Origin of the sequence: Streptomyces sp. NBC_00440 (assembly GCF_036014215.1) — a bacterium.
GTDB lineage: Bacteria > Actinomycetota > Actinomycetes > Streptomycetales > Streptomycetaceae > Streptomyces.
In genome coordinates this window covers 5,038,184-5,055,963 of sequence record NZ_CP107921.1, presented here as the reverse complement: position 1 = coordinate 5,055,963, position 17,780 = coordinate 5,038,184, and the positions used below count along the sequence as shown (strand labels likewise).

Here is a 17,780-nt window from a genome sequence, read left to right as displayed (position 1 = left end):
CCCGTACGTTCCGCGGTTCCGGCGCGTACCCGGCTCAGCCGCCGCTGGAGTGGAATCCGCCGCCGGAGTGGGAGCCACCGCCCGAGTGGGACCCGCCGCCGAAGCCGCCGCGGTGCACCGAGGGCTTGCTGAAGCTGCCGCCCGAGATCTTGCCGTGCTTGGACGAGCCGCCGTAGTAGTACGTTCCGTGGCCGGTGCCGTTGGTGCACTCGTACTTCGGCAACTGCTTGTGCGTAGCCGGATCGACGCACCGCTTGTCCACATCGGAGCCGCAGGCGGCGAGTGTCGCGGCCAGCATCCCCATTCCCCCGAGCACCACAGCACCCGACCTCATCTTGCGCATACGTTGACCTCCCCGTCAGTACAGCCCTGTGCAGTACAGCCCTGTGCAGCCCCGTACAGCCCTCCAGTGGCGCCTGTCGGTGTACAGACTAGATGTCATGCCTGCGGATGGCCGGTGTGGGCCCTTCTCCGCCCAAGTCTCCGGCCGGCCCCCGGCCGACTCACCGCCCAACTCTCTGCCCAACTAGAGTCCTTTCGTGCTCCTTGGAATGATCTGCGCCCTCGGTTCAGCGGTCTGCTTCGGTACGGCCTCCGTGCTCCAGGCCGCCGCGGCCCGGGCCTCCGCACCGGGAACCGGCTCCGGTGTGGACGCCGCGCTGCTCCTGCGCGCCCTGCGCCAGTGGCGCTACATCGCGGGGCTCGGCCTCGACGGGCTCGGCTTCGTACTCCAGATCATCGCCCTGCGCACGCTCCCCATCTACGCGGTCGGCGCCGCACTCGCCGCGAGTCTCGCGGTCACCGCCGTGGTGGCATCCCGCATCCTCGGCGTCCGGCTCTCCGGTACCGAATGGGGCGCGGTGGCCGTCGTCTGCGCGGGCCTCGGGATGCTCGGCCTCGCCTCCGGAGCCGAAGGCCACACGGGCGGGTCGTCGGCGCTGCGCTGGTCGTTGCTCGGGGTCGCGCTCGCGGTCCTCCTGGTCGGCACGCTGGCCGGCCGCCTCAAGGGCAAGGCGCGGGCGCTGGTGCTCGGTCTCGGTTCCGGAGTGGGCTTCGGGGTGGTCGAAGTCGCGGTGCGCCTCATCGACTCCGTCGACTTCACCAACCCGGCGCTGTACGCACTGCTCGTCGGAGGCGGTTCTGCCTTCCTGCTGCTCACCTCGGCGCTGCAGCGCGGTTCGGTGACCACAGCCACAGCGGGCATGGTCATCGGCGAGACGATCGGCCCTGCCCTTGTCGGCGTGGTCTGGCTCGGAGACCGTACGAGGGAAGGTCTGGCCCCGCTGGCGGTGGCAGGCTTCGCGGTGGCCGTCGCGGGCGCGCTCGCACTGGCGCGGTTCGGAGAGGCCCCGGCCACACCGACCCCGGCCGAGACCTGTGACCCGGGGCCGACCGCCCGGGGCTGACGGGCGCACCCCCACGGCAACACCCACTGCAACACCCCACGGCAGCACACCTACGGCAGCACCCGGCACAGCGCCTCCAGCGCCCCCGCCCACGCGCTGTCCGACGGCGTTGCGTACCCGACGACCAGCATGTCGCGCCCGTCCCGGACGTCCGCGTGCCGGAACTGGGAGCCCCCGTACAGCGCGAGGCCCTGCCAGGCCGCCGCCTGCACGACCGACTGCTCGGTGCCCGGGGGCAGTTCCAGTACGGCGTGCAGCCCGGCCGCGATCCCGGACACCCTGATGCCGGGGGCCCGTTCGGCCAGGGCCCGCACCAACTGGTCGCGTCGCCGCCGGTAGCGCAGCCGCATCGAGCGGACATGCCGGTCGTACGCACCCGAAGCGATGAACTCGGCCAGCGTCAGCTGCTCCAGCGAGCTGGACATCCAGTCGGAGTTCCCCTTCGCCTCCGTCACCTCTGCCACCATCGAACCGGGCAGCACCAGCCAGCCGAGCCGCAGCCCGGGAGCGATGGACTTGCTGGCCGTTCCGCAGTAGACGACCCGCTCGGGATCCAGCCCCTGGAGCGCCCCGACGGGCTGCCGGTCGTAGCGGAACTCCCCGTCGTAGTCGTCCTCCAGAATCACCCCGCCCGTGCTTCTGGCCCAGTCGACGGCAGCCGTGCGCCGGTCCGGGTGGAGCGGGACGCCCATCGGGAACTGATGCGCCGGTGTCATCAGCACCGCACCCTCCCGCCGCAGCTCGTTCGTACGTGAACCGAACCCGTCCAACGGCAGGGCCCGCGTGCGCAGCCCGGCGTCGACGAGCAGGTTCCAGTGCAGATCGAGCCCGTACGACTCGACGGCCACGTCCCGTACCCGCCTCCCCCGCAGCACCTTCCCCATCAGCATCATCGCGTGGGCGAACCCGGCACAGACCACGATGCGGTCCTGGTCGGCGTGGACACCGCGCGCCCGCGCCAGATAGTCGGCCAGCACGGTCCGCAGCTCGGAACGGCCCCGCGGGTCGCCGTAGCCGAACGCCTCGTGGGGCGCCGCGGTCAGCGCCTTCCGCGCCGCCCTGAGCCACTCCGCGCGCGGGAACGACGCGAGGTCGGGCAACCCGGGTCGGAGGTTGTACTCGGGCGCGCTCCGCCGCGACCGCCGGACAGCGGCCGGCTTCGGCTCCCCGCGCGGTACGGTCCGCGGGGCCACGCGCGTCCCCGACCCCTGCCGGGCGGTCAGCCAGCCCTCGGCCACCAGTTCGGCGTAGGCGTCGGCGACCGTGTTACGGGCCACACCCAGATCGACGGCGAGCGTACGCGAGGAGGGCAGCCGGGTCCCCGGCGCCAGCCGCCCCGTGCGGACGGCTTGGCGCAGCGCGTCCGTGAGGCCGACCCGCAGCCCGGGCCCGGTGAGTTCCAGATGCAGGTCTACGCCGAAAGTGGCCCAGGAATCCGTCACAGAAATGGACCATACCTCTGCGCCATGTCCCACGTAGCGTCGTAGTCACACACCGGACAAGGGCATGAAGGGCAGAGAAGACATGACGGACACAGCAGCTTCGGCAGACAGCGCGTACCTCCCCGAGCACACCCCCCGCCTCCATATGGCGAAGCTCGCCCCCGAGGTCTACAAGGCCATGATCAATCTGGATGCGGCGGCCCGGCAGGGAGTCGACCCGGTCCTGCTCGAACTGGTGAAGATCCGGGCCTCCCAGATCAACCACTGCGCGTTCTGCATGGACATGCACTCCAAGGACGCTCTCGCAGCGGGCGAGTCGGTCGAGCGAATCGTGCAGCTGAGCGGCTGGGAGGAGTCGAAGCACTTCTACACCGCGAAGGAGATCGCGGCGATCGAGCTGACCGAGGCCATCACGCTGCTCACCGACGGATTCGTACCGGACGAGGTCTACGCACAGGCCGCCGAGCACTTCGACGAGACCGAGCTGGCCCAGCTGATCGCGTCGATCACCGTGATCAACTCCTGGAACCGCATCTCCGTCACCGCCCGCATGGTGCCGGGCCACTACACACCGGGCTCCGTCGCCCACCGCCACTGACCGACCCGGCGCGACTGACCCGGCCCGGCGTCACTGACCGACCCGCGACCACTGACCGACCCGGCGCCGCTGACCCGGCCCGGCCCAATCCGCCGCCCGATCCGCCACTGAAGGGCTCCGCCATGACGGACTTCCGCAGTCTCCACCTGGGCCGGTCCCCCGGCGATCCACTGGTGCTCCCCGGCCCGTGGGACGCGGCCAGCGCACGCGTCTTCGCGGAAGCCGGGTTCCCGGCGCTCGCCACCCCGAGTGCCGGAGTATCGGCCGCACTCGGATACGCGGACGGGGACGCCCCGGCCGACGAGATGTTCGCCGCGATCAGCCGGATCGTCCGGGCGGTCGAGGACTTCGGCGTGGCCGTTTCGGCGGACATCGAGGCCGGGTACGGCCTGCCGCCGGACGAACTCGCCGGGCGGCTGCTCGACACCGGCGCCGTCGGCTGCAATCTGGAGGACTCCTCCGGCGGAGTCCTCGACGACCCGCAGCAGAACGCGGACCGGCTCGCCGCATTCCGCGCGGCGGCGGGAGACGGCCTGTTCATCAACGCCCGCGTCGATACGTACATCCGGGGCGTACACGATCCGGCGCAGACCATCGACCGCGGCCTCCGCTACCTGGCGGCCGGCGCCGACTGCGTCTACCCGATCACGGCGCCGCCGGACCACCTGCCGGGCCTGGCGTCCGGGATCGGGGCGCCGCTCAACGCGCTCTTCCGGCCGAACGGTCCGTCGCCACAGGAACTGGGCAAACTGGGCGCCACCCGCATCACGTTCGGCGGCGGCCAGCACCGGCAGTCGATGGAACGGCTGCGCCAGGACGCGAACGCCCTGAAGAGCTGACGCGCTGACGCGCTGACGCGCTGACGGCCGACCGAACCGGCACGCCGCAGCACCTGCCGCACCCGCAGCACCCGCCCGACGACACAGAACGCCCCCGGCGACCACATGGTCACCGGGGGCGTTCCTGCAAGCAACAGGCCTGCAAGCAGCAGAGCGGACAAACGGGGTCCGGCTCAGATCAGGCCGAGCTCGCGGACCGCGTCGCGCTCCTCGGAGAGCTCCTTCACCGACGCGTCGATGCGGGCGCGCGAGAAGTCGTTGATCTCCAGGCCCTGGACGATCTCGTACTTGCCGCCCTTCGTGGTGACCGGGAAGGACGAGATGAGGCCCTCGGGGACACCGTAGGAGCCGTCCGACGGGATACCCATCGAGGTCCAGTCGCCGTCCGCCGTGCCGTTGACCCAGGTGTGGACGTGGTCGATGGCGGCGTTCGCGGCCGAGGCGGCCGAGGACGCGCCGCGCGCCTCGATGATCGCCGCGCCGCGCTTGGCGACGGTCGGGATGAAGGTGTCGGCCAGCCACTTCTCGTCGTTGACGGTCTCGGCGGCGTTCTTGCCCGCGACCTCGGCGTGGAAGATGTCCGGGTACTGCGTGGCGGAGTGGTTGCCCCAGATCGTGAGACGGCGGATCTCGGAGACCGGAACGCCGGTCTTCTGCGAGAGCTGCGAGATCGCGCGGTTGTGGTCGAGGCGGGTCATCGCGGTGAAGCGGTCGGCCGGTACGTCCGGGGCCGAGGCCTGCGCGATGAGCGCGTTGGTGTTGGCCGGGTTGCCGACGACCAGGACCTTGATGTCGTCCGCGGCGTTGTCGTTGATGGCCTTGCCCTGCGGGCCGAAGATGCCGCCGTTGGCCGCGAGCAGGTCACCGCGCTCCATGCCCTTGGTACGCGGGCGGGCGCCGACCAGGAGCGCGACATTGGCACCGGCGAAGGCGACGTTCGGGTCGTCCGTGATCTCGATGCCCTGAAGCAGCGGGAAGGCGCAGTCGTCGAGCTCCATCGCAGTGCCCTCGGCGGCCTTGAGCCCCTGCGGGATCTCCAGGAGACGCAGCTTGACCGGCACATCCGAGCCGAGCAGGTGGCCCGAGGCGATGCGGAAGAGCAGCGCGTAGCCGATCTGGCCGGCCGCGCCGGTGACGGTGACATTCACAGGAGTGCGGGTCATGGCGTTCTCCGTAAGACAGCTGGCGGTGGGGGTCCCTGCCCCTGGTGCGGGAAATCTCGGAGACTCACACCATGAACTGAATCTTGATGTGAAGAGACTTCCGACGTCAGGCTATCCGACCCCGCACGCCACCAACCCCCGCCCCCGTGTGGCACGCCGCACACCGGCTCCGTACACCCCGTACAGGAGCGCGCGTTGACCCTGGGGACCACCCCTCATTCACGGGCGGAACAGCGCGGCGTACGGGGGCCGACGGGCCCGCAAACCTGCAGCGGCGGTGGCCGCCGGCGTCAGGGGGGGGGAGAGACGCGGGCAGCCACCGCCGGGTGCAAGCACCCGTGGGGGGATAGCCATCGCCTGCCCCGGGAATCACGGGCCACTCCCCCCGATTCTTTTTTTATTTTCCGGTGGCCGTACGGGCGGTCAGCAGCCCGCCGTCGCAACGGAGTTCCGCGTCACCTCACGGTGAACCGCATCAGCCCTTCGAGGAACGGCACCTGCAGCCACGGTTTGGGCTGCACCATGAGCGCGAGCAGGGTGATCAGGAATCCCAGCACGCCGTACGTCAGCATGTCCGTGAAGCGCGAGCGCACCGCGAGCATCCCGACGGACCGCACGCACCAGCGCATCACGGCGCCGCCGAGCAGAGCGAGCCCCACCAGCAGCAGCCCCACCCGTGTCACGTCGAAAGCGACGAGCAGCAGTCCGACGCCGATCGTGACGAGCACCGTGAGCAGCGGCCACTGTCTGGCGGGCGCGGGCGCGTCACCGGGAGCCGCCCGGCCACCGCCCTCGGGACGCGCGGTGTCCCGCGTCACGGAGGGGAAGCGCCGGGTCGTCCGGACCGGCTCACCGTCGGGGCCCGGCGCACTGACGGCGTCCTCCCCATCGGGCGCGCCAGGCTCCTCGGCCTCGGCAGGCTTCTCCGACTCCGACTCCGGCTCCGGCTCCGGCTCCGGCTCCGGCTCCGGCTCCGGCTGAGACTGGGCCTGGGAATCTGACTCCGCGCCCTCGACCTCCGCCGGCTCCTCGGGTCCGGAAGCCCCCGCCGACTCCTCCGGTCCGGAAGCCCCCGCCGACTCCTCCGGTCCGGAAGCCCCCGTCGGCTCCTCGGGTCCGGAACCCGCCGCAGCACGCGCAGCCCGCGCGGACCGTCCGGTCCCCGCGCCCTTGCTCCGCGCTCCGGGCCTTCCCGGCTCCCCGGGCCCCGTCCGTGCGGCCGCGTCAGCCGACACTGCGCTCCGCCGCCTCCACGACGTTCACCAGCAGCTGCGCGCGGGTCATCGGGCCCACACCGCCCGGGTTCGGAGAGACCCAGCCGGCCACCTCCGCGACGCCGGGGTGCACATCTCCGGCGATCTTGCCGTTCTCGTCCCGGCTGACGCCGACATCGAGGACAGCGGCGCCCGGCTTGACGTCCTCGGGGTTGATGATGTGCCGGACACCGGCAGCGGAGACGATGATGTCCGCCTGCTTGAGCATCGCGGGAAGGTCACGGGTGCCGGTGTGGCACTGCGTGACGGTCGCGTTCTCGGACTTACGGGTCAGCAGCAGCGGGATCGAGCGGCCGACGGTGATACCGCGGCCGACGACCACGACATGCGCCCCGTTGATCTCCACACCGTGGTGACGGAGCAGCTGGATGATGCCGTACGGGGTGCAGGGCAGCGGCCCCTCCTCGTTCAGCACCAGCTTGCCGAGGCTCGTCGGGTGCAGCCCGTCGGCGTCCTTGGCCGGGTCCATCAGCCCCAGGACGCGGTTGGTGTCGATGCCCTTGGGGAGCGGCAACTGCACGATGTATCCGGTGCATTCGGGGTTCTCGTTGAGCTCCCGGACGACCGCCTCGATGTCCTCCTGCGTTGCGGTGTCGGGGAGTTCGCGCTGGATGGACCCGATACCGACCTCGGCGCAGTCGCGGTGCTTGCCGTTGACGTACCACCGGCTGCCCGGGTCGTCACCGACGAGCAGGGTGCCGAGACCGGGGGCCACCCCCTTCTCCTTGAGGGCCGCCACGCGGACGGTCAGATCGGACTTGATCGCGGCCGCGGTGGCCTTGCCATCGAGAATCTGGGCTGTCATACGAGCCATTCTTCCAGGGGGCGTCATGATCGCCCAAGTTGCACTTGCACAACACATAGGGACTGCGACTGGACAAACTTACGCGCCATTTAGAAGCATGTGGTCCGCAGTGCCGCGGGCCGGTGTCGGGGGGCAGACCGCTCTGACGTTTCTTTCACCAATCCTCCGCTCGAACCGCGACGTCCCCGCATGAACCAACGGAGGAATTCAGCCATGAGCTTCGGCGACCCGAACCCGAACAACCCCTACGGCCCGCCGCCGGGGCAGCCGCAGGGCCAGCCCCAGCAGCCGCCGCAGCCGGGTTACGGATACCCGCAGCAGGCCCCGCAGGGCGTGCCGCAGCAGCCGGGCTACGGCTACCCGCAGGCCCCGCCGGTCCAGCAGCCCTACGGTGGCGGCTACCCGCAGCAGCCCGGTTACGGCGGCGGCCGGCCCCCGTACGCGGGCTGGTGGAGCCGGTTCGCCGCCCTCCTGATCGACGCGATATGCATCTCCATCCCGTACGGCATCCTCATCGGCATCGGTGGCGCCGTGGGCGGCGGCGTGGGCTCGACCGTCGCGGTGCTCGGCATCCTCGTCGGCATCGGGCTCGGCCTCTTCAAGATCTACAAGGAGGGCACCACGGGCCAGTTCCTCGGCAAGAAGGCCCTCGGTATCAGCCTGCTGCGCGAGGCCGACGGCCAGACCCTGGGCTTCGGCATGGCGTTCGTCCGCTACCTCGCCCACTTCGTGGACAGCATCGCCTGCTACCTGGGCTGGCTGTGGCCGGCGTGGGACTCCAAGAAGCAGACGTTCGCGGACAAGATCTGCTCGACCGTGGTCGTCAAGGTCGGCTGACCCGCACCCTGCTGGACCCGGGGGCCGTAACCCGGCGCGTATCGCGCCGAGTTACGGCCCCCGGCCGTATCCCGTACGGCCGGCCCCGCACGGAGCGCCCCACATGGAGAGCCCCGTACGGACAGCCCTGTACCGGCAGCCCAGTACCGGCAGCCCTGTAACCGGCGGCTCAGTGGAAGAAGTGCCGCGTACCCGTGAAGTACATCGTCACGCCCGCCTTCTTGGCAGCCTCCACGACCAGCTCGTCACGGACCGAGCCGCCCGGCTGCACCACAGCACTGACCCCCGCGTTCGCCAGGATCTCGAAGCCGTCGGGGAACGGGAAGAAGGCGTCCGAAGCCGCGTACGCCCCCCGCGCCCGCTCCTCACCCGCGCGCTCGACGGCGAGCTTCGCGGAGTCGACCCGGTTGACCTGCCCCATCCCGACGCCGACGGACGCGCCGTCCTTGGCGAGCAGAATCGCGTTGGACTTCACCGCGCGGCACGCCTTCCAGGCGAACGACAGCTCGGCCAGCCCGGCCGCGTCGAGCGCATCGCCGGACGCGAGCGTCCAGTTGGCGGGGTCGTCACCGTCGGCCTGGAGCCGGTCGGCGACCTGGAGCAGCGCGCCGCCGTCGATCTGCTTGACCTCGGCCGCGGCCGAGGGGGCATCCGGACAGCGCAGCACCCGGATGTTCTTCTTGCGTGCCAGCACGTCGACCGCGCCGTCCTCGTACGCCGGAGCGACGACGACCTCGGTGAAGATGGGGGCGATCTGCTCGGCGAGCGCCACGGTGACCGGGCGGTTGACGGCGATCACACCGCCGTACGCGGACACCGGGTCACAGGCGTGCGCCTTGCGGTGGGCCTCCGCGAGGTCGGCGCCGATCGCGATGCCGCACGGATTGGCGTGCTTGATGATCGCCACGCAGGGCTCGATGTGGTCGTACGCGGCCCGGCGCGCGGCGTCGGTGTCCGTGTAGTTGTTGTACGACATCTCCTTGCCGTGCAGCTGCTCGGCCTGGGCGAGGCCGCCCGTACCGGAGACGTACAGCGCGGCGCCCTGGTGCGGGTTCTCGCCGTAGCGCAGGACGTTTCCGCGCTCGTACGTGGCGCCGAGGAACTCGGGGAAGCCGCTGTCGTCGGCGGCCGCATAGTCATCGGCGAACCACCCGGCGACCGCCACGTCGTACGCGGCGGTGTGCCGGAACGCCTCGGCGGCGAGCCGCTTGCGGGCGGTCAGGTCGAAGCCGCCGCCGCGGACGGCGGTGAGGACGTCCGGGTACCGCTCCGGGCTGGTGACGACGGCCACCGACGGGTGGTTCTTGGCCGCGGCCCGGACCATCGAGGGGCCGCCGATGTCGATCTGCTCGACGCACTCGTCGGGCGTGGCACCGGACGCGACGGTCTCGGTGAAGGGGTAGAGGTTCACCACGACCAGGTCGAAGGGCTCCACCTCCAGCTCGGCGAGCTGCCTGCGGTGGTCCGCCAGGCGCAGATCGGCGAGGATCCCGGCGTGCACACGGGGGTGCAGCGTCTTGACGCGGCCGTCGAGGCACTCCGGGAAACCGGTGAGCTCCTCGACCTTGGTGACCGGCACACCGGCGGCGGCGATCTTCGCCGCGGTGGATCCGGTGGAGACGAGCGTGACGCCCGCCTCGTGCAGCCCGAGGGCCAGCTCCTCCAGACCCGACTTGTCGTAGACGCTGACGAGCGCGCGCCGGATGGGCTTAACGGTGTCCGTGTTCTCGGTGTGCACCGACCTGAACCTTTCGTCCCTCAATGCGGTAGCCGTTACGGGCCAGACGCCCCACGACATCGACGAGCAGCTTCCGCTCGACTTCCTTGATCCGCTCGTGAAGAGCGCTTTCGTCGTCCTGCTCCCGGATCTCGACCACACCTTGCGCGATGATCGGTCCGGTGTCGACGCCGTCGTCGACGAAGTGGACGGTGCAGCCGGTGACCCTGGCCCCGTACGCGAGCGCGTCGCGCACTCCGTGGGCGCCGGGGAAGGCGGGCAGCAGCGCCGGATGCGTATTGACGATCCGGCCGCCGAAGGCCGCGAGGAACTGCTTCCCCACGATCTTCATGAAACCGGCCGACACGACCAGGTCGGGTGCGTAAGCGGCGGTGGCCTCGGTCAGCGCCGCGTCCCACGCGTCGCGGTCCGCGTACTCCTTCACCTTGCAGACGAAGGTCGGCAGCCCCGCGTCGCGTGCGCGGTCGAGTCCGGCGATGCCGTCGCGGTCAGCGCCGACCGCGACGATTTCGGCTCCGTAAGCGGCCGGATCGCCGGCGATTGCGTCGAGCAGGGCCTGCAGATTGGTTCCGGAACCGGAAATCAGCACGACCAGGCGGGCGGGAGAAGGCGGCGAGGCCACAGCGGGGCCCTTTCTGGATACGACTTGTGCGGTCGTACGAATAGATCGCATCCCCCGATACGGGGAACTCTACGAACGCGCCGACCGTCGGCAACGATACCGGCACACCGAACGGCCCCCACGGGACGGGGGCATGGCCGAGAGGTAGCGTCTGGGGACAGGACCTGTCTCCCGGGCAGGAACCGAATGAGGGGAAGACGTTCACCAGATGCAGGACCGACGCCACCGCGCGACTCTCCGCACCCAGCCGTACGGGCAGGGTTCACTTCTGCTGCGGGAACGCCGGCCCTCTTCGACGGAGCCGGACGACGACAACCCGTTCGCACCGCCGCCCGCGGACCGGCCGGAACAGCCCTGGCGGCCCCGGCAGCCGCAGCACCCGGCGGGCAGCGACGGCAACGGTGACGGAAACGGCGACGGGGGCGGCGACGGGGACGACTCGTCCTCGTCGCCGTCGTCCCCCGGGGGCAGCCAGTGGAGCCCGGTCCAGCCAGGCCGGCACGACGGCGGGTTCGGCGGTGGTCCCCAGCGGCCGGCGGGCGGCCCCAACGACCCGGGAAGCAGGCGGAGCGGCGGCCAGGGCGGCCCCGGTCCGAGCCTGCGCTGGGATCCGAAGGACCCGGCACAGCGCCGGGCGCGCTACGCGCTGCTCGCCGGAATGTGGGCCTTCTTCTTCTCCCTCTTCAACCTGCCGGAGATCGGCCTGCTCCTCGGCGCGCTCGCGCTGTACTGGGGCATCAGCACCCTGCGCGCGAAGCCGCAGCCGGAGGCCGGCGGCGGCAAGGGCGCCGCGGCCCGGACGGCGCCGCAGCAGCCGGCCGCCCCGACCGACGGGCCGCCGCCGGGCCCGGGTGTTCCCCCGGCACCGACGGCGCCGCCCGCCCCCGGCCCGTACGCGCGTCCGTACGCCGGTGCTTCGGCCTCCGCATCGAAGCAGCAGATCACCGCTGCGGTGAGCGGCCTGGTGACCGCGGGGCTCGCGCTGCTGATCGTGATCCTCACGTTCTCGGCACAGCTGGTGTACCGGGACTACTACACCTGCGTGAACGACGCACTGACGAAGCAGGGCCAGATCGCCTGCAACAAGAAGCTGCCGCACTCGCTGGTTCCGGTTCTCGGCACGCAGAAGTAGAGCTGAAGCAGCCACGGGGCGGGCGGGCGGCCTCAGTCCTCGTCGGCGTAGGGCATGGGCGGCCAGATGTCCGGCCCGGCACCGGCCGGCTGCGACGGAAGACCGCTCTTGCTGTCGGCGGGATCGTGATGGTCAGGCCTGTCGGCGTCCTGGTCCGGCGCCGTATCCACGGCGGGATCCGCGGCGGGCGCGGCAGCCTCGACGGGCACGGCGGGCGCAGCAGGCACGGCAGCCTCGGCGGGCGCAGTGGGAACTGCGGGCGCCGGAAGATCTCCCTTCTGTTCGGGGTGTTCGAGGTGTTCGGGGTGTTCGGCCTGAACGAGGTGTTCGGGGTGAGCCGCGGCGGCGCTCTCAGCAGTCCCAGCGCCCTCCCCGGGCGGGAGCGATGACGCGGGAGACGCCGGATCCGCGGGAGACGCTGGACCCACGGGAGACGCTTGAGCCACGGGAGACGCCGGAGGCTCGGTCAGCACGGGTGACGAGCCCCTGTCCTGCTCATCCGTGAGGGGGAACTTCGCCAACAGCCTCCTGGAATAGGCCCGCAGCGCGGCCCACCGCCCCACCTGCGCTCCACTGTCTGCTCCGTCGTCGTTCCTGCTGTCCTCCCCGCTGTCTTCCCTGCGGTCGTCCCCGATGTTGTCCACGGTGTCGTGCGTCTCCGGTTCCGCCACGGCCGGAGCTTTCGCCGGTGCCGGAGCTTTCGCCGAGGCCGAGGCCGCAGCCTTCACCGGGGCCAGGACCTCCACCGGCACCGCGGCGTCCACGGCGGGCGCCACCGGGTCGGGCCTGCTGCTCCGCAGCGCCCGCCAGCGACGGGCCAGTGCCACCAGAAGTCCCGTTCCCACGGTCCAGGCGAGGGTGGCCACGCTCGTCTGCCACCACACCGGGCCGAAGGACGTCAGCCTCCCGGTGCCGAGCGGCCCGCCGGACAGTGCAGCCAGAACGGCCACCGCCGCCGCACAGACGACCGCCCCCGACACCGCCATGAGCGCGGTCACGCCGAGGGTCTCGGCCCGGTCGTCCTCCCGTACCCGCGTCACGAACCAGCCGACGACAGCACCCGCGGCCAGCGGCACACCCGCGACCGCCCAGTTCAACGGCGAACCGCCCCCCGGCCCCGGCAGAGCGGCCAACAGCGGGAAGTAGGGCAGCGCGGCATTGCCGGTGACCATGAGCGGCGTCACCACCGAACCGGTACCGAGGGTGAAGCCGGGACCGAGCGCGTACGAAGCACCCCACAACGCCGCGTTCGGTACGAGTGCGGCGGCCAGCAGCAGGACCGTGAACCGCCCCGACCAGGCACCGGTCAGCCGCAGGAACGACTCCTGCGCGGCGCCCCCGTGCCACACCAGCGAACCGCCGACCAGCAGCGCACCCCCACCGACCAGCACGGCAGCTCCGGCGGCACCGGCCCTGAGCGCGGTCGGCACCCGGGGGTGGGCGAAGGCACGCCGTACGCCGGCGGGAAGCGCCCTGCCACCGGGAAATCGCATGCGCCCCCAGCCGCTGTGCGGCTCGCGCGGGAAGGCGCGCGCCCGCCACACACCCACCGCGGCCGCGGCACCGGCGACGAGCGGCAGATGCCACAGCGCGCTCAGCGGTACGACGGACAGCGGCCCGCCCGAGGCGTACGCCGTGACGGCGGCGGCGACCAGCAGATAGCCGCCGGTGACCGCGCACAGAGCGCCCGGCACCGATGGTCCCGGGCGGCCGTTCGCGGGGTCGAACGCTTCACGCGCGGCCCGCTGGACCAGCCAGATGGGCAGGACGACCAGCAGCATCGGCACCATGCCCAGCGGGGCGGGCACGCCGGAAGCGGTGTCCTGCCTGGTCAGCTCCGTGCCGTGGGCCAGCAGCCACAGCGCGGCGGCGACATGCAGCGCGCCGCCCGGACCGCTGTCGGGATAGGGCGAGCTGATCCACAGCAGCATCACCAGCACGGTGAGCAAGCCGAGTCCGAGCGCCGCCGCGAGCCCGCCTCGCAGCACGCAGTCGGCCAGCACGGCGGATCGGCTCCGTACGGGGGCGAGCGACGGACGGCGATCGGTCATCAGGGTCACGCGGGCCATGCTGCCAACGACACGCGCTTTCACCGCGTAACAGGCGAAGAGCGGTCGGGTCACTCAATATACGTTTTATGTACTTTTCGGACTGGCGTCCCGCGGTGAGCAGCGCTACGACAGCCCCTGGGGGGCACCTCATGACGGAACTGCGCTCGCCGAAGAAGCGGCGCCGAGTACGCGAGGCGAAGTCGCCGAGCGCCGGGCAGGCAGCGGAGGACCGGTGCGAAGCGACAGCACCGGCAGAAGCGGCACCCGCACCGGACCCGCAGGAAGCACCCGCGGAACAGACCACACAAGAAGTGCGGGAAGTACAGGGCGCGGAGGGCGCGCAGGGGTCTGGAGCCCCGCAGGCTTCACCCGACGCCTCGCCCGACCCCGAACAGCCACCGGGTGTCACCCCCGCCGAGGCTTTCGACATGCTCTACGCGCGGGCCGCGTCCGGTCTCGTCCACCAGACGTATCTGCTCACCGGCCGCCACCGGCTCGCCGGGGAGTCGGTCGAGCGCGCGTTCCACCTGGCGTGGCAGACATGGCCGGAGGTCGCGACGGACCGCGACCCGGAGGGTTGGGTACGCGCGGCGGCGTACGAGTACGCGATGTCGCCCTGGCACCGGCCGAGCCGCAGGCGCAGGCGTCGCGACCGCCGGGGCGTCGATCCGGCGCAGCTGCCGCTGCGGGACGCCGTACTCCGTCTGCCGCCCGCCTACCGGCGCACCCTGCTGCTCTACGACGGGCTCGGTCTCGACCTCCCCGAGACCGCGGCCGAGACGGAAGCGAGCACACCGGCGGCTGCGAACAGGCTGCTGTACGCGCGGGCTGCCGTGGCCCGCGCCCTGCCCGATCTGGAGGAACCCGGGCTGCTCCAGGAGCATCTGGGCGCCCTCGCCCTGGCCGGTGCCGAAGCCACCCTCCCGGAGCCCCGCGCCGTCCGGACGAGGAGCGAGCGGCGTACCCGTTTCTGGACCCGGCTCACCATCAGCTGCGCCGTCCTGCTCACGGCCGTGACGACGTTCACCCTGGTCACTGCTCCGACCCACTACGCACGGCCGACCGGCCCGCCACATCATGTGCAGGGCGTCCCGCCGCGCGGGGGCCCGCAGCGGCTGACCGCCGAGGACAAGAAGCTGCACCGGAAACTCCAGGCCCTCCCGGCCAACGGCCCGGAACGCCTGGTACCGCAACTGCGCTGACCCCGATCCGATCCCGATCCGGTCCGGTCCGGCCCGGTCCCGTCCGGAGCGCCCTGCCGCGTCACACGTGAGCGGGCCCGCACCCCCTGAAACCAGGAGGAACGGGCCCGCTCCGCACTGCTCGATCCACCGGCGCTCGGCGCACCGGCGCTCGGACTACCAGTGCCGGGACTGCCGGAAGAACCGGTCCGCTACGCGCCGACGAGGATCGCCCGGGCCAGCTTGGCCGTCTCGGTCGGCGTCTTGCCGACCTTGACGCCCGCAGCCTCAAGCGCTTCCTTCTTCGCCTGGGCGGTGCCGGAGGAGCCGGAGACGATGGCGCCGGCGTGGCCCATGGTCTTGCCCTCGGGCGCCGTGAAGCCCGCGACGTAGCCGACGACCGGCTTCGTCACGTTCTTCGCGATGTAGTCGGCCGCACGCTCCTCGGCGTCGCCACCGATCTCACCGATCATCACGATGAGGTCGGTCTCGGGGTCCGCCTCGAACGCCGCGAGGGCGTCGATGTGCGTCGTACCGATGACCGGGTCGCCACCGATGCCGACGGCCGACGAGAAGCCGATGTCGCGCAGCTCGTACATCATCTGGTAGGTCAGCGTGCCCGACTTGGAGACGAGACCGATACGGCCGGGCTTGGTGATGTCGCCCGGGATGATGCCGGCGTTGGACTGGCCGGGGGTGATCAGGCCGGGGCAGTTCGGGCCGATGATCCGGGTCTTGTCGCCCTTGGACTTGGCGTACGCGTAGAACGCGGCCGAGTCGTGGACGGCGATGCCCTCGGTGATGACGACGGCGAGCGGGATCTCGGCGTCGATCGCCTCGACGACGGCGGCCTTCGAGAAGGCCGGCGGCACGAAGAGGACCGAGACGTCAGCGCCGGTCTTCTCGATGGCCTCGGCGACCGTGCCGAACACGGGAACCTCGGTGCCGTCGAAGTCGACGGACGTGCCGGCCTTGCGGGGGTTGACGCCGCCGACGATGTTGGTGCCGTCAGCGAGCATGAGCTTGGTGTGCTTCATGCCGGTGGCGCCGGTCATCCCCTGGACGATGACCTTGCTTTCCTTGGTCAGGAAAATAGCCATGGTGTTGGTGACCTGTTCCCTTACTTCGCAGCCGCGAGCTCGGCGGCCTTGTCGGCCGCGCCGTCCATGGTGTCCACACGCTGCACGAGCGGGTGGTTGGCGTCCGACAGGATCTTGCGACCCAGCTCCGCGTTGTTGCCGTCGAGGCGGACGACCAGCGGCTTGGTGACCGCTTCGCCCTTCGACTTGAGGAGCTCAAGCGCCTGGACGATGCCGTTGGCGACCTCGTCGCACGCGGTGATGCCGCCGAAGACGTTGACGAACACGGACTTGACGTCCGGGTCGCCGAGGATGATCTCCAGGCCGTTCGCCATGACCTCGGCGGAGGCGCCGCCACCGATGTCGAGGAAGTTGGCGGGCTTCACGTTGCTGTGCTTCTCACCGGCGTACGCGACGACGTCGAGGGTGCTCATGACGAGCCCCGCACCGTTGCCGATGATGCCGACCTCGCCGTCGAGCTTGACGTAGTTGAGGTTCTTGGCCTTGGCAGCAGCCTCGAGCGGGTTGGCTGCTGCCTTGTCCTCAAGAGCCTCGTGGTCGGGCTGACGGAAGTCGGCGTTCTCGTCGAGCGAGACCTTGCCGTCCAGGGCCAGGATCCGGCCGTCCTTGGTCTTCACCAGCGGGTTGACCTCGACGAGGAGGGCGTCCTCGGCGACGAAGGTGTCCCACAGGGTCACCATGGCCTCGGCGACACCCTCGGCCACGTCGGCCGGGAACTTCGCCTGGGCCACGATCTCGCGGGCCTTGACGATGTCAACGCCGTCGACGGCGTTGACCGGGACCTTCGCGAGAGCCTCGGGGGTCTTCTCCGCGACCTCCTCGATCTCCATGCCGCCCTGCACCGAGGCCATGGCCAGGAAGGTGCGGTTGGTGCGGTCGAGGAGGTACGAGACGTAGTACTCCGCCTCGATCTCCGGCGACAGCTCGGCGATCATCACCTTGTGGACCGTGTGGCCCTTGATGTCCATACCGAGGATGTCCGTCGCGCGAGCGACCGCCTCGTCCGGGGTCGCGGCCAGCTTCACGCCGCCGGCCTTGCCACGGCCGCCGACCTTCACCTGAGCCTTGACGACGGACTTGCCGCCCATGCTCTCAGTGGCCTTGCGCGCCGCCTCAGGCGTGTCGATGACTTCACCGGCCAGCACCGGTACACCGTGCTTGGCGAAGAGGTCCCTCGCCTGGTACTCGAACAGGTCCACGCGCGTCCGTCTCCCTTTGCTTTAAATCGTCGTCGCAGTAGTGATCGCGGTTACTTGTCTGCGTGGGCGTGCCGCGAAGGGCAACGTGACTGCGCTGTCACTAGGGAGGCGTAGACGGTGTCCGAGTACGCGGCATGTCCGTCTCGCAGGTTATCCCCGTGGGCGCCGGGTCCCTAAATCGCGGATCACACCTGCGCGGTGATTACGGTCACAAGACCCCTGCACGGGCCAGGCGGCTCCCCTGCATCGGGGAAACGCCCGGTGAGCTGCGCCGACGCGCTCGGAGCGCGGTCAGGAGAGCGGCTGAACGCCGGTGGCCTGCGTGTCCGCCACGTCGCCCGGGGTGACCGATTCCACAACGGCCCAGGCACCGGAAACAGCGTGTCCGACGGC

Annotated in this window: 16 protein-coding genes; 6 read left to right on the top strand and 10 right to left on the bottom strand. The window is 71.0% G+C overall.

All coding sequences use genetic code 11. The features are described from left to right. Positions 1 to 34 precede the first annotated feature (34 nt). The gene (locus OHB13_RS22825) at positions 35 to 343 is read right to left on the bottom strand and encodes a hypothetical protein (protein ID WP_328378317.1); all 309 of its coding nucleotides are present in this window, start codon (positions 341 to 343) and stop codon (positions 35 to 37) included. Between the two features lie 208 nt (positions 344 to 551). Between OHB13_RS22825 and OHB13_RS22820 the strand changes: the two genes are divergently transcribed. Then, complete coding sequence (locus tag OHB13_RS22820) at positions 552 to 1,406, top strand: hypothetical protein (RefSeq protein ID WP_328380370.1); 855 nt, start codon at positions 552 to 554, stop codon at positions 1,404 to 1,406. A gap of 50 nt (positions 1,407 to 1,456) precedes the next feature. Here the strand turns inward: OHB13_RS22820 and pdxR are convergent, their stop codons facing one another. Further along, positions 1,457 to 2,848, bottom strand: a complete 1,392-nt coding sequence (gene pdxR, locus OHB13_RS22815) for a MocR-like pyridoxine biosynthesis transcription factor PdxR (RefSeq protein WP_328378316.1) — start codon at positions 2,846 to 2,848, stop codon at positions 1,457 to 1,459. An 82-nt stretch (positions 2,849 to 2,930) separates the two neighbouring features. On the opposite strand from pdxR, the gene OHB13_RS22810 reads away from it, so the two are divergent. Both OHB13_RS22810 and OHB13_RS22805 read left to right on the top strand, forming a co-directional pair. Continuing rightward, positions 2,931 to 3,446 carry a carboxymuconolactone decarboxylase family protein gene (locus tag OHB13_RS22810; protein ID WP_266854108.1) on the top strand — a complete coding sequence of 172 codons (516 nt, stop codon included), beginning with the start codon at positions 2,931 to 2,933 and terminating at the stop codon, positions 3,444 to 3,446. Positions 3,447 to 3,568: 122 nt separating this feature from the next. Continuing rightward, complete coding sequence (locus OHB13_RS22805; protein WP_328378315.1) at positions 3,569 to 4,285, top strand: isocitrate lyase/PEP mutase family protein; 717 nt, start codon at positions 3,569 to 3,571, stop codon at positions 4,283 to 4,285. Positions 4,286 to 4,458: 173 nt separating this feature from the next. On the opposite strand, the gene OHB13_RS22800 is transcribed toward OHB13_RS22805, so the two are convergent. The 3 genes from OHB13_RS22800 to OHB13_RS22790 form a co-directional block, all read right to left on the bottom strand. Continuing rightward, the gene (locus tag OHB13_RS22800; protein WP_266854112.1) at positions 4,459 to 5,448 is read right to left on the bottom strand and encodes a malate dehydrogenase; all 990 of its coding nucleotides are present in this window, start codon (positions 5,446 to 5,448) and stop codon (positions 4,459 to 4,461) included. A 455-nt stretch (positions 5,449 to 5,903) separates the two neighbouring features. Next, the gene (locus OHB13_RS22795; protein ID WP_405944011.1) at positions 5,904 to 6,266 is read right to left on the bottom strand and encodes a DUF3017 domain-containing protein; all 363 of its coding nucleotides are present in this window, start codon (positions 6,264 to 6,266) and stop codon (positions 5,904 to 5,906) included. Positions 6,267 to 6,672: 406 nt separating this feature from the next. Beyond that, entirely contained in the window at positions 6,673 to 7,527 is an 855-nt protein-coding gene (locus OHB13_RS22790; RefSeq protein ID WP_266854114.1) for a bifunctional methylenetetrahydrofolate dehydrogenase/methenyltetrahydrofolate cyclohydrolase, read from the bottom strand. Between the two features lie 213 nt (positions 7,528 to 7,740). Between OHB13_RS22790 and OHB13_RS22785 the strand changes: the two genes are divergently transcribed. Further along, positions 7,741 to 8,364: an RDD family protein gene (locus OHB13_RS22785; RefSeq protein WP_266854116.1), complete on the top strand. Its 624-nt coding sequence runs from the start codon at positions 7,741 to 7,743 to the stop codon at positions 8,362 to 8,364. Between the two features lie 169 nt (positions 8,365 to 8,533). On the opposite strand, the gene purH is transcribed toward OHB13_RS22785, so the two are convergent. Then, positions 8,534 to 10,162, bottom strand: a complete 1,629-nt coding sequence (gene purH / locus OHB13_RS22780; protein WP_328378314.1) for a bifunctional phosphoribosylaminoimidazolecarboxamide formyltransferase/IMP cyclohydrolase — start codon at positions 10,160 to 10,162, stop codon at positions 8,534 to 8,536. Continuing rightward, positions 10,074 to 10,775, bottom strand: coding sequence for a phosphoribosylglycinamide formyltransferase (gene purN / locus OHB13_RS22775; protein WP_401603345.1), 702 nt, complete (start codon positions 10,773 to 10,775; stop codon positions 10,074 to 10,076). The genes purH and purN overlap by 89 nt, the downstream gene beginning before the upstream one ends. A 157-nt stretch (positions 10,776 to 10,932) precedes the next feature. Here purN and OHB13_RS22770 point away from each other — a divergent pair, with 157 nt between their 5' ends. Further along, a complete protein-coding gene (locus tag OHB13_RS22770; RefSeq protein WP_328378313.1) occupies positions 10,933 to 11,856 on the top strand; it encodes a hypothetical protein in 924 nt (307 codons plus the stop codon). A gap of 32 nt (positions 11,857 to 11,888) precedes the next feature. On the opposite strand, the gene OHB13_RS22765 is transcribed toward OHB13_RS22770, so the two are convergent. Continuing rightward, positions 11,889 to 13,925: a cell division protein PerM gene (locus OHB13_RS22765; RefSeq protein ID WP_328378312.1), complete on the bottom strand. Its 2,037-nt coding sequence runs from the start codon at positions 13,923 to 13,925 to the stop codon at positions 11,889 to 11,891. 131 nt (positions 13,926 to 14,056) lie between these two features. Between OHB13_RS22765 and OHB13_RS22760 the strand changes: the two genes are divergently transcribed. Continuing rightward, entirely contained in the window at positions 14,057 to 15,109 is a 1,053-nt protein-coding gene (locus OHB13_RS22760; RefSeq protein ID WP_328378311.1) for a DNA-directed RNA polymerase sigma-70 factor, read from the top strand. A gap of 191 nt (positions 15,110 to 15,300) precedes the next feature. Here the strand turns inward: OHB13_RS22760 and sucD are convergent, their stop codons facing one another. Together sucD and sucC are read right to left on the bottom strand one after the other, a co-directional pair. Then, on the bottom strand, positions 15,301 to 16,188 hold the full coding sequence (gene sucD, locus OHB13_RS22755; protein WP_328378310.1) for a succinate--CoA ligase subunit alpha: 888 nt from the start codon (positions 16,186 to 16,188) through the stop codon (positions 15,301 to 15,303). A 20-nt stretch (positions 16,189 to 16,208) separates the two neighbouring features. Beyond that, positions 16,209 to 17,387: an ADP-forming succinate--CoA ligase subunit beta gene (sucC, locus tag OHB13_RS22750; protein WP_266854128.1), complete on the bottom strand. Its 1,179-nt coding sequence runs from the start codon at positions 17,385 to 17,387 to the stop codon at positions 16,209 to 16,211. Between the last annotated feature and the right edge of the window lie 393 nt (positions 17,388 to 17,780).

Bases quoted from the DNA above. Each gene is read 5' to 3' on its own strand.
- OHB13_RS22825 (WP_328378317.1), bottom strand. From the start codon at position 343: ATGCGCAAGATGAGGTCGGGTGCTGTGGTGCTCGGGGGAATGGGGATG.
- OHB13_RS22820 (WP_328380370.1), top strand. From the start codon at position 552: ATGATCTGCGCCCTCGGTTCAGCGGTCTGCTTCGGTACGGCCTCCGTG.
- OHB13_RS22810 (WP_266854108.1), top strand. From the start codon at position 2,931: ATGACGGACACAGCAGCTTCGGCAGACAGCGCGTACCTCCCCGAGCAC.
- OHB13_RS22805 (WP_328378315.1), top strand. From the start codon at position 3,569: ATGACGGACTTCCGCAGTCTCCACCTGGGCCGGTCCCCCGGCGATCCA.
- OHB13_RS22800 (WP_266854112.1), bottom strand. From the start codon at position 5,448: ATGACCCGCACTCCTGTGAATGTCACCGTCACCGGCGCGGCCGGCCAG.
- OHB13_RS22790 (WP_266854114.1), bottom strand. From the start codon at position 7,527: ATGACAGCCCAGATTCTCGATGGCAAGGCCACCGCGGCCGCGATCAAG.
- OHB13_RS22785 (WP_266854116.1), top strand. From the start codon at position 7,741: ATGAGCTTCGGCGACCCGAACCCGAACAACCCCTACGGCCCGCCGCCG.
- purH (WP_328378314.1), bottom strand. From the start codon at position 10,162: ATGTCGTGGGGCGTCTGGCCCGTAACGGCTACCGCATTGAGGGACGAA.
- purN (WP_401603345.1), bottom strand. From the start codon at position 10,775: ATGCGATCTATTCGTACGACCGCACAAGTCGTATCCAGAAAGGGCCCC.
- OHB13_RS22770 (WP_328378313.1), top strand. From the start codon at position 10,933: ATGCAGGACCGACGCCACCGCGCGACTCTCCGCACCCAGCCGTACGGG.
- OHB13_RS22765 (WP_328378312.1), bottom strand. From the start codon at position 13,925: ATGGCCCGCGTGACCCTGATGACCGATCGCCGTCCGTCGCTCGCCCCC.
- OHB13_RS22760 (WP_328378311.1), top strand. From the start codon at position 14,057: ATGACGGAACTGCGCTCGCCGAAGAAGCGGCGCCGAGTACGCGAGGCG.
- sucD (WP_328378310.1), bottom strand. From the start codon at position 16,188: ATGGCTATTTTCCTGACCAAGGAAAGCAAGGTCATCGTCCAGGGGATG.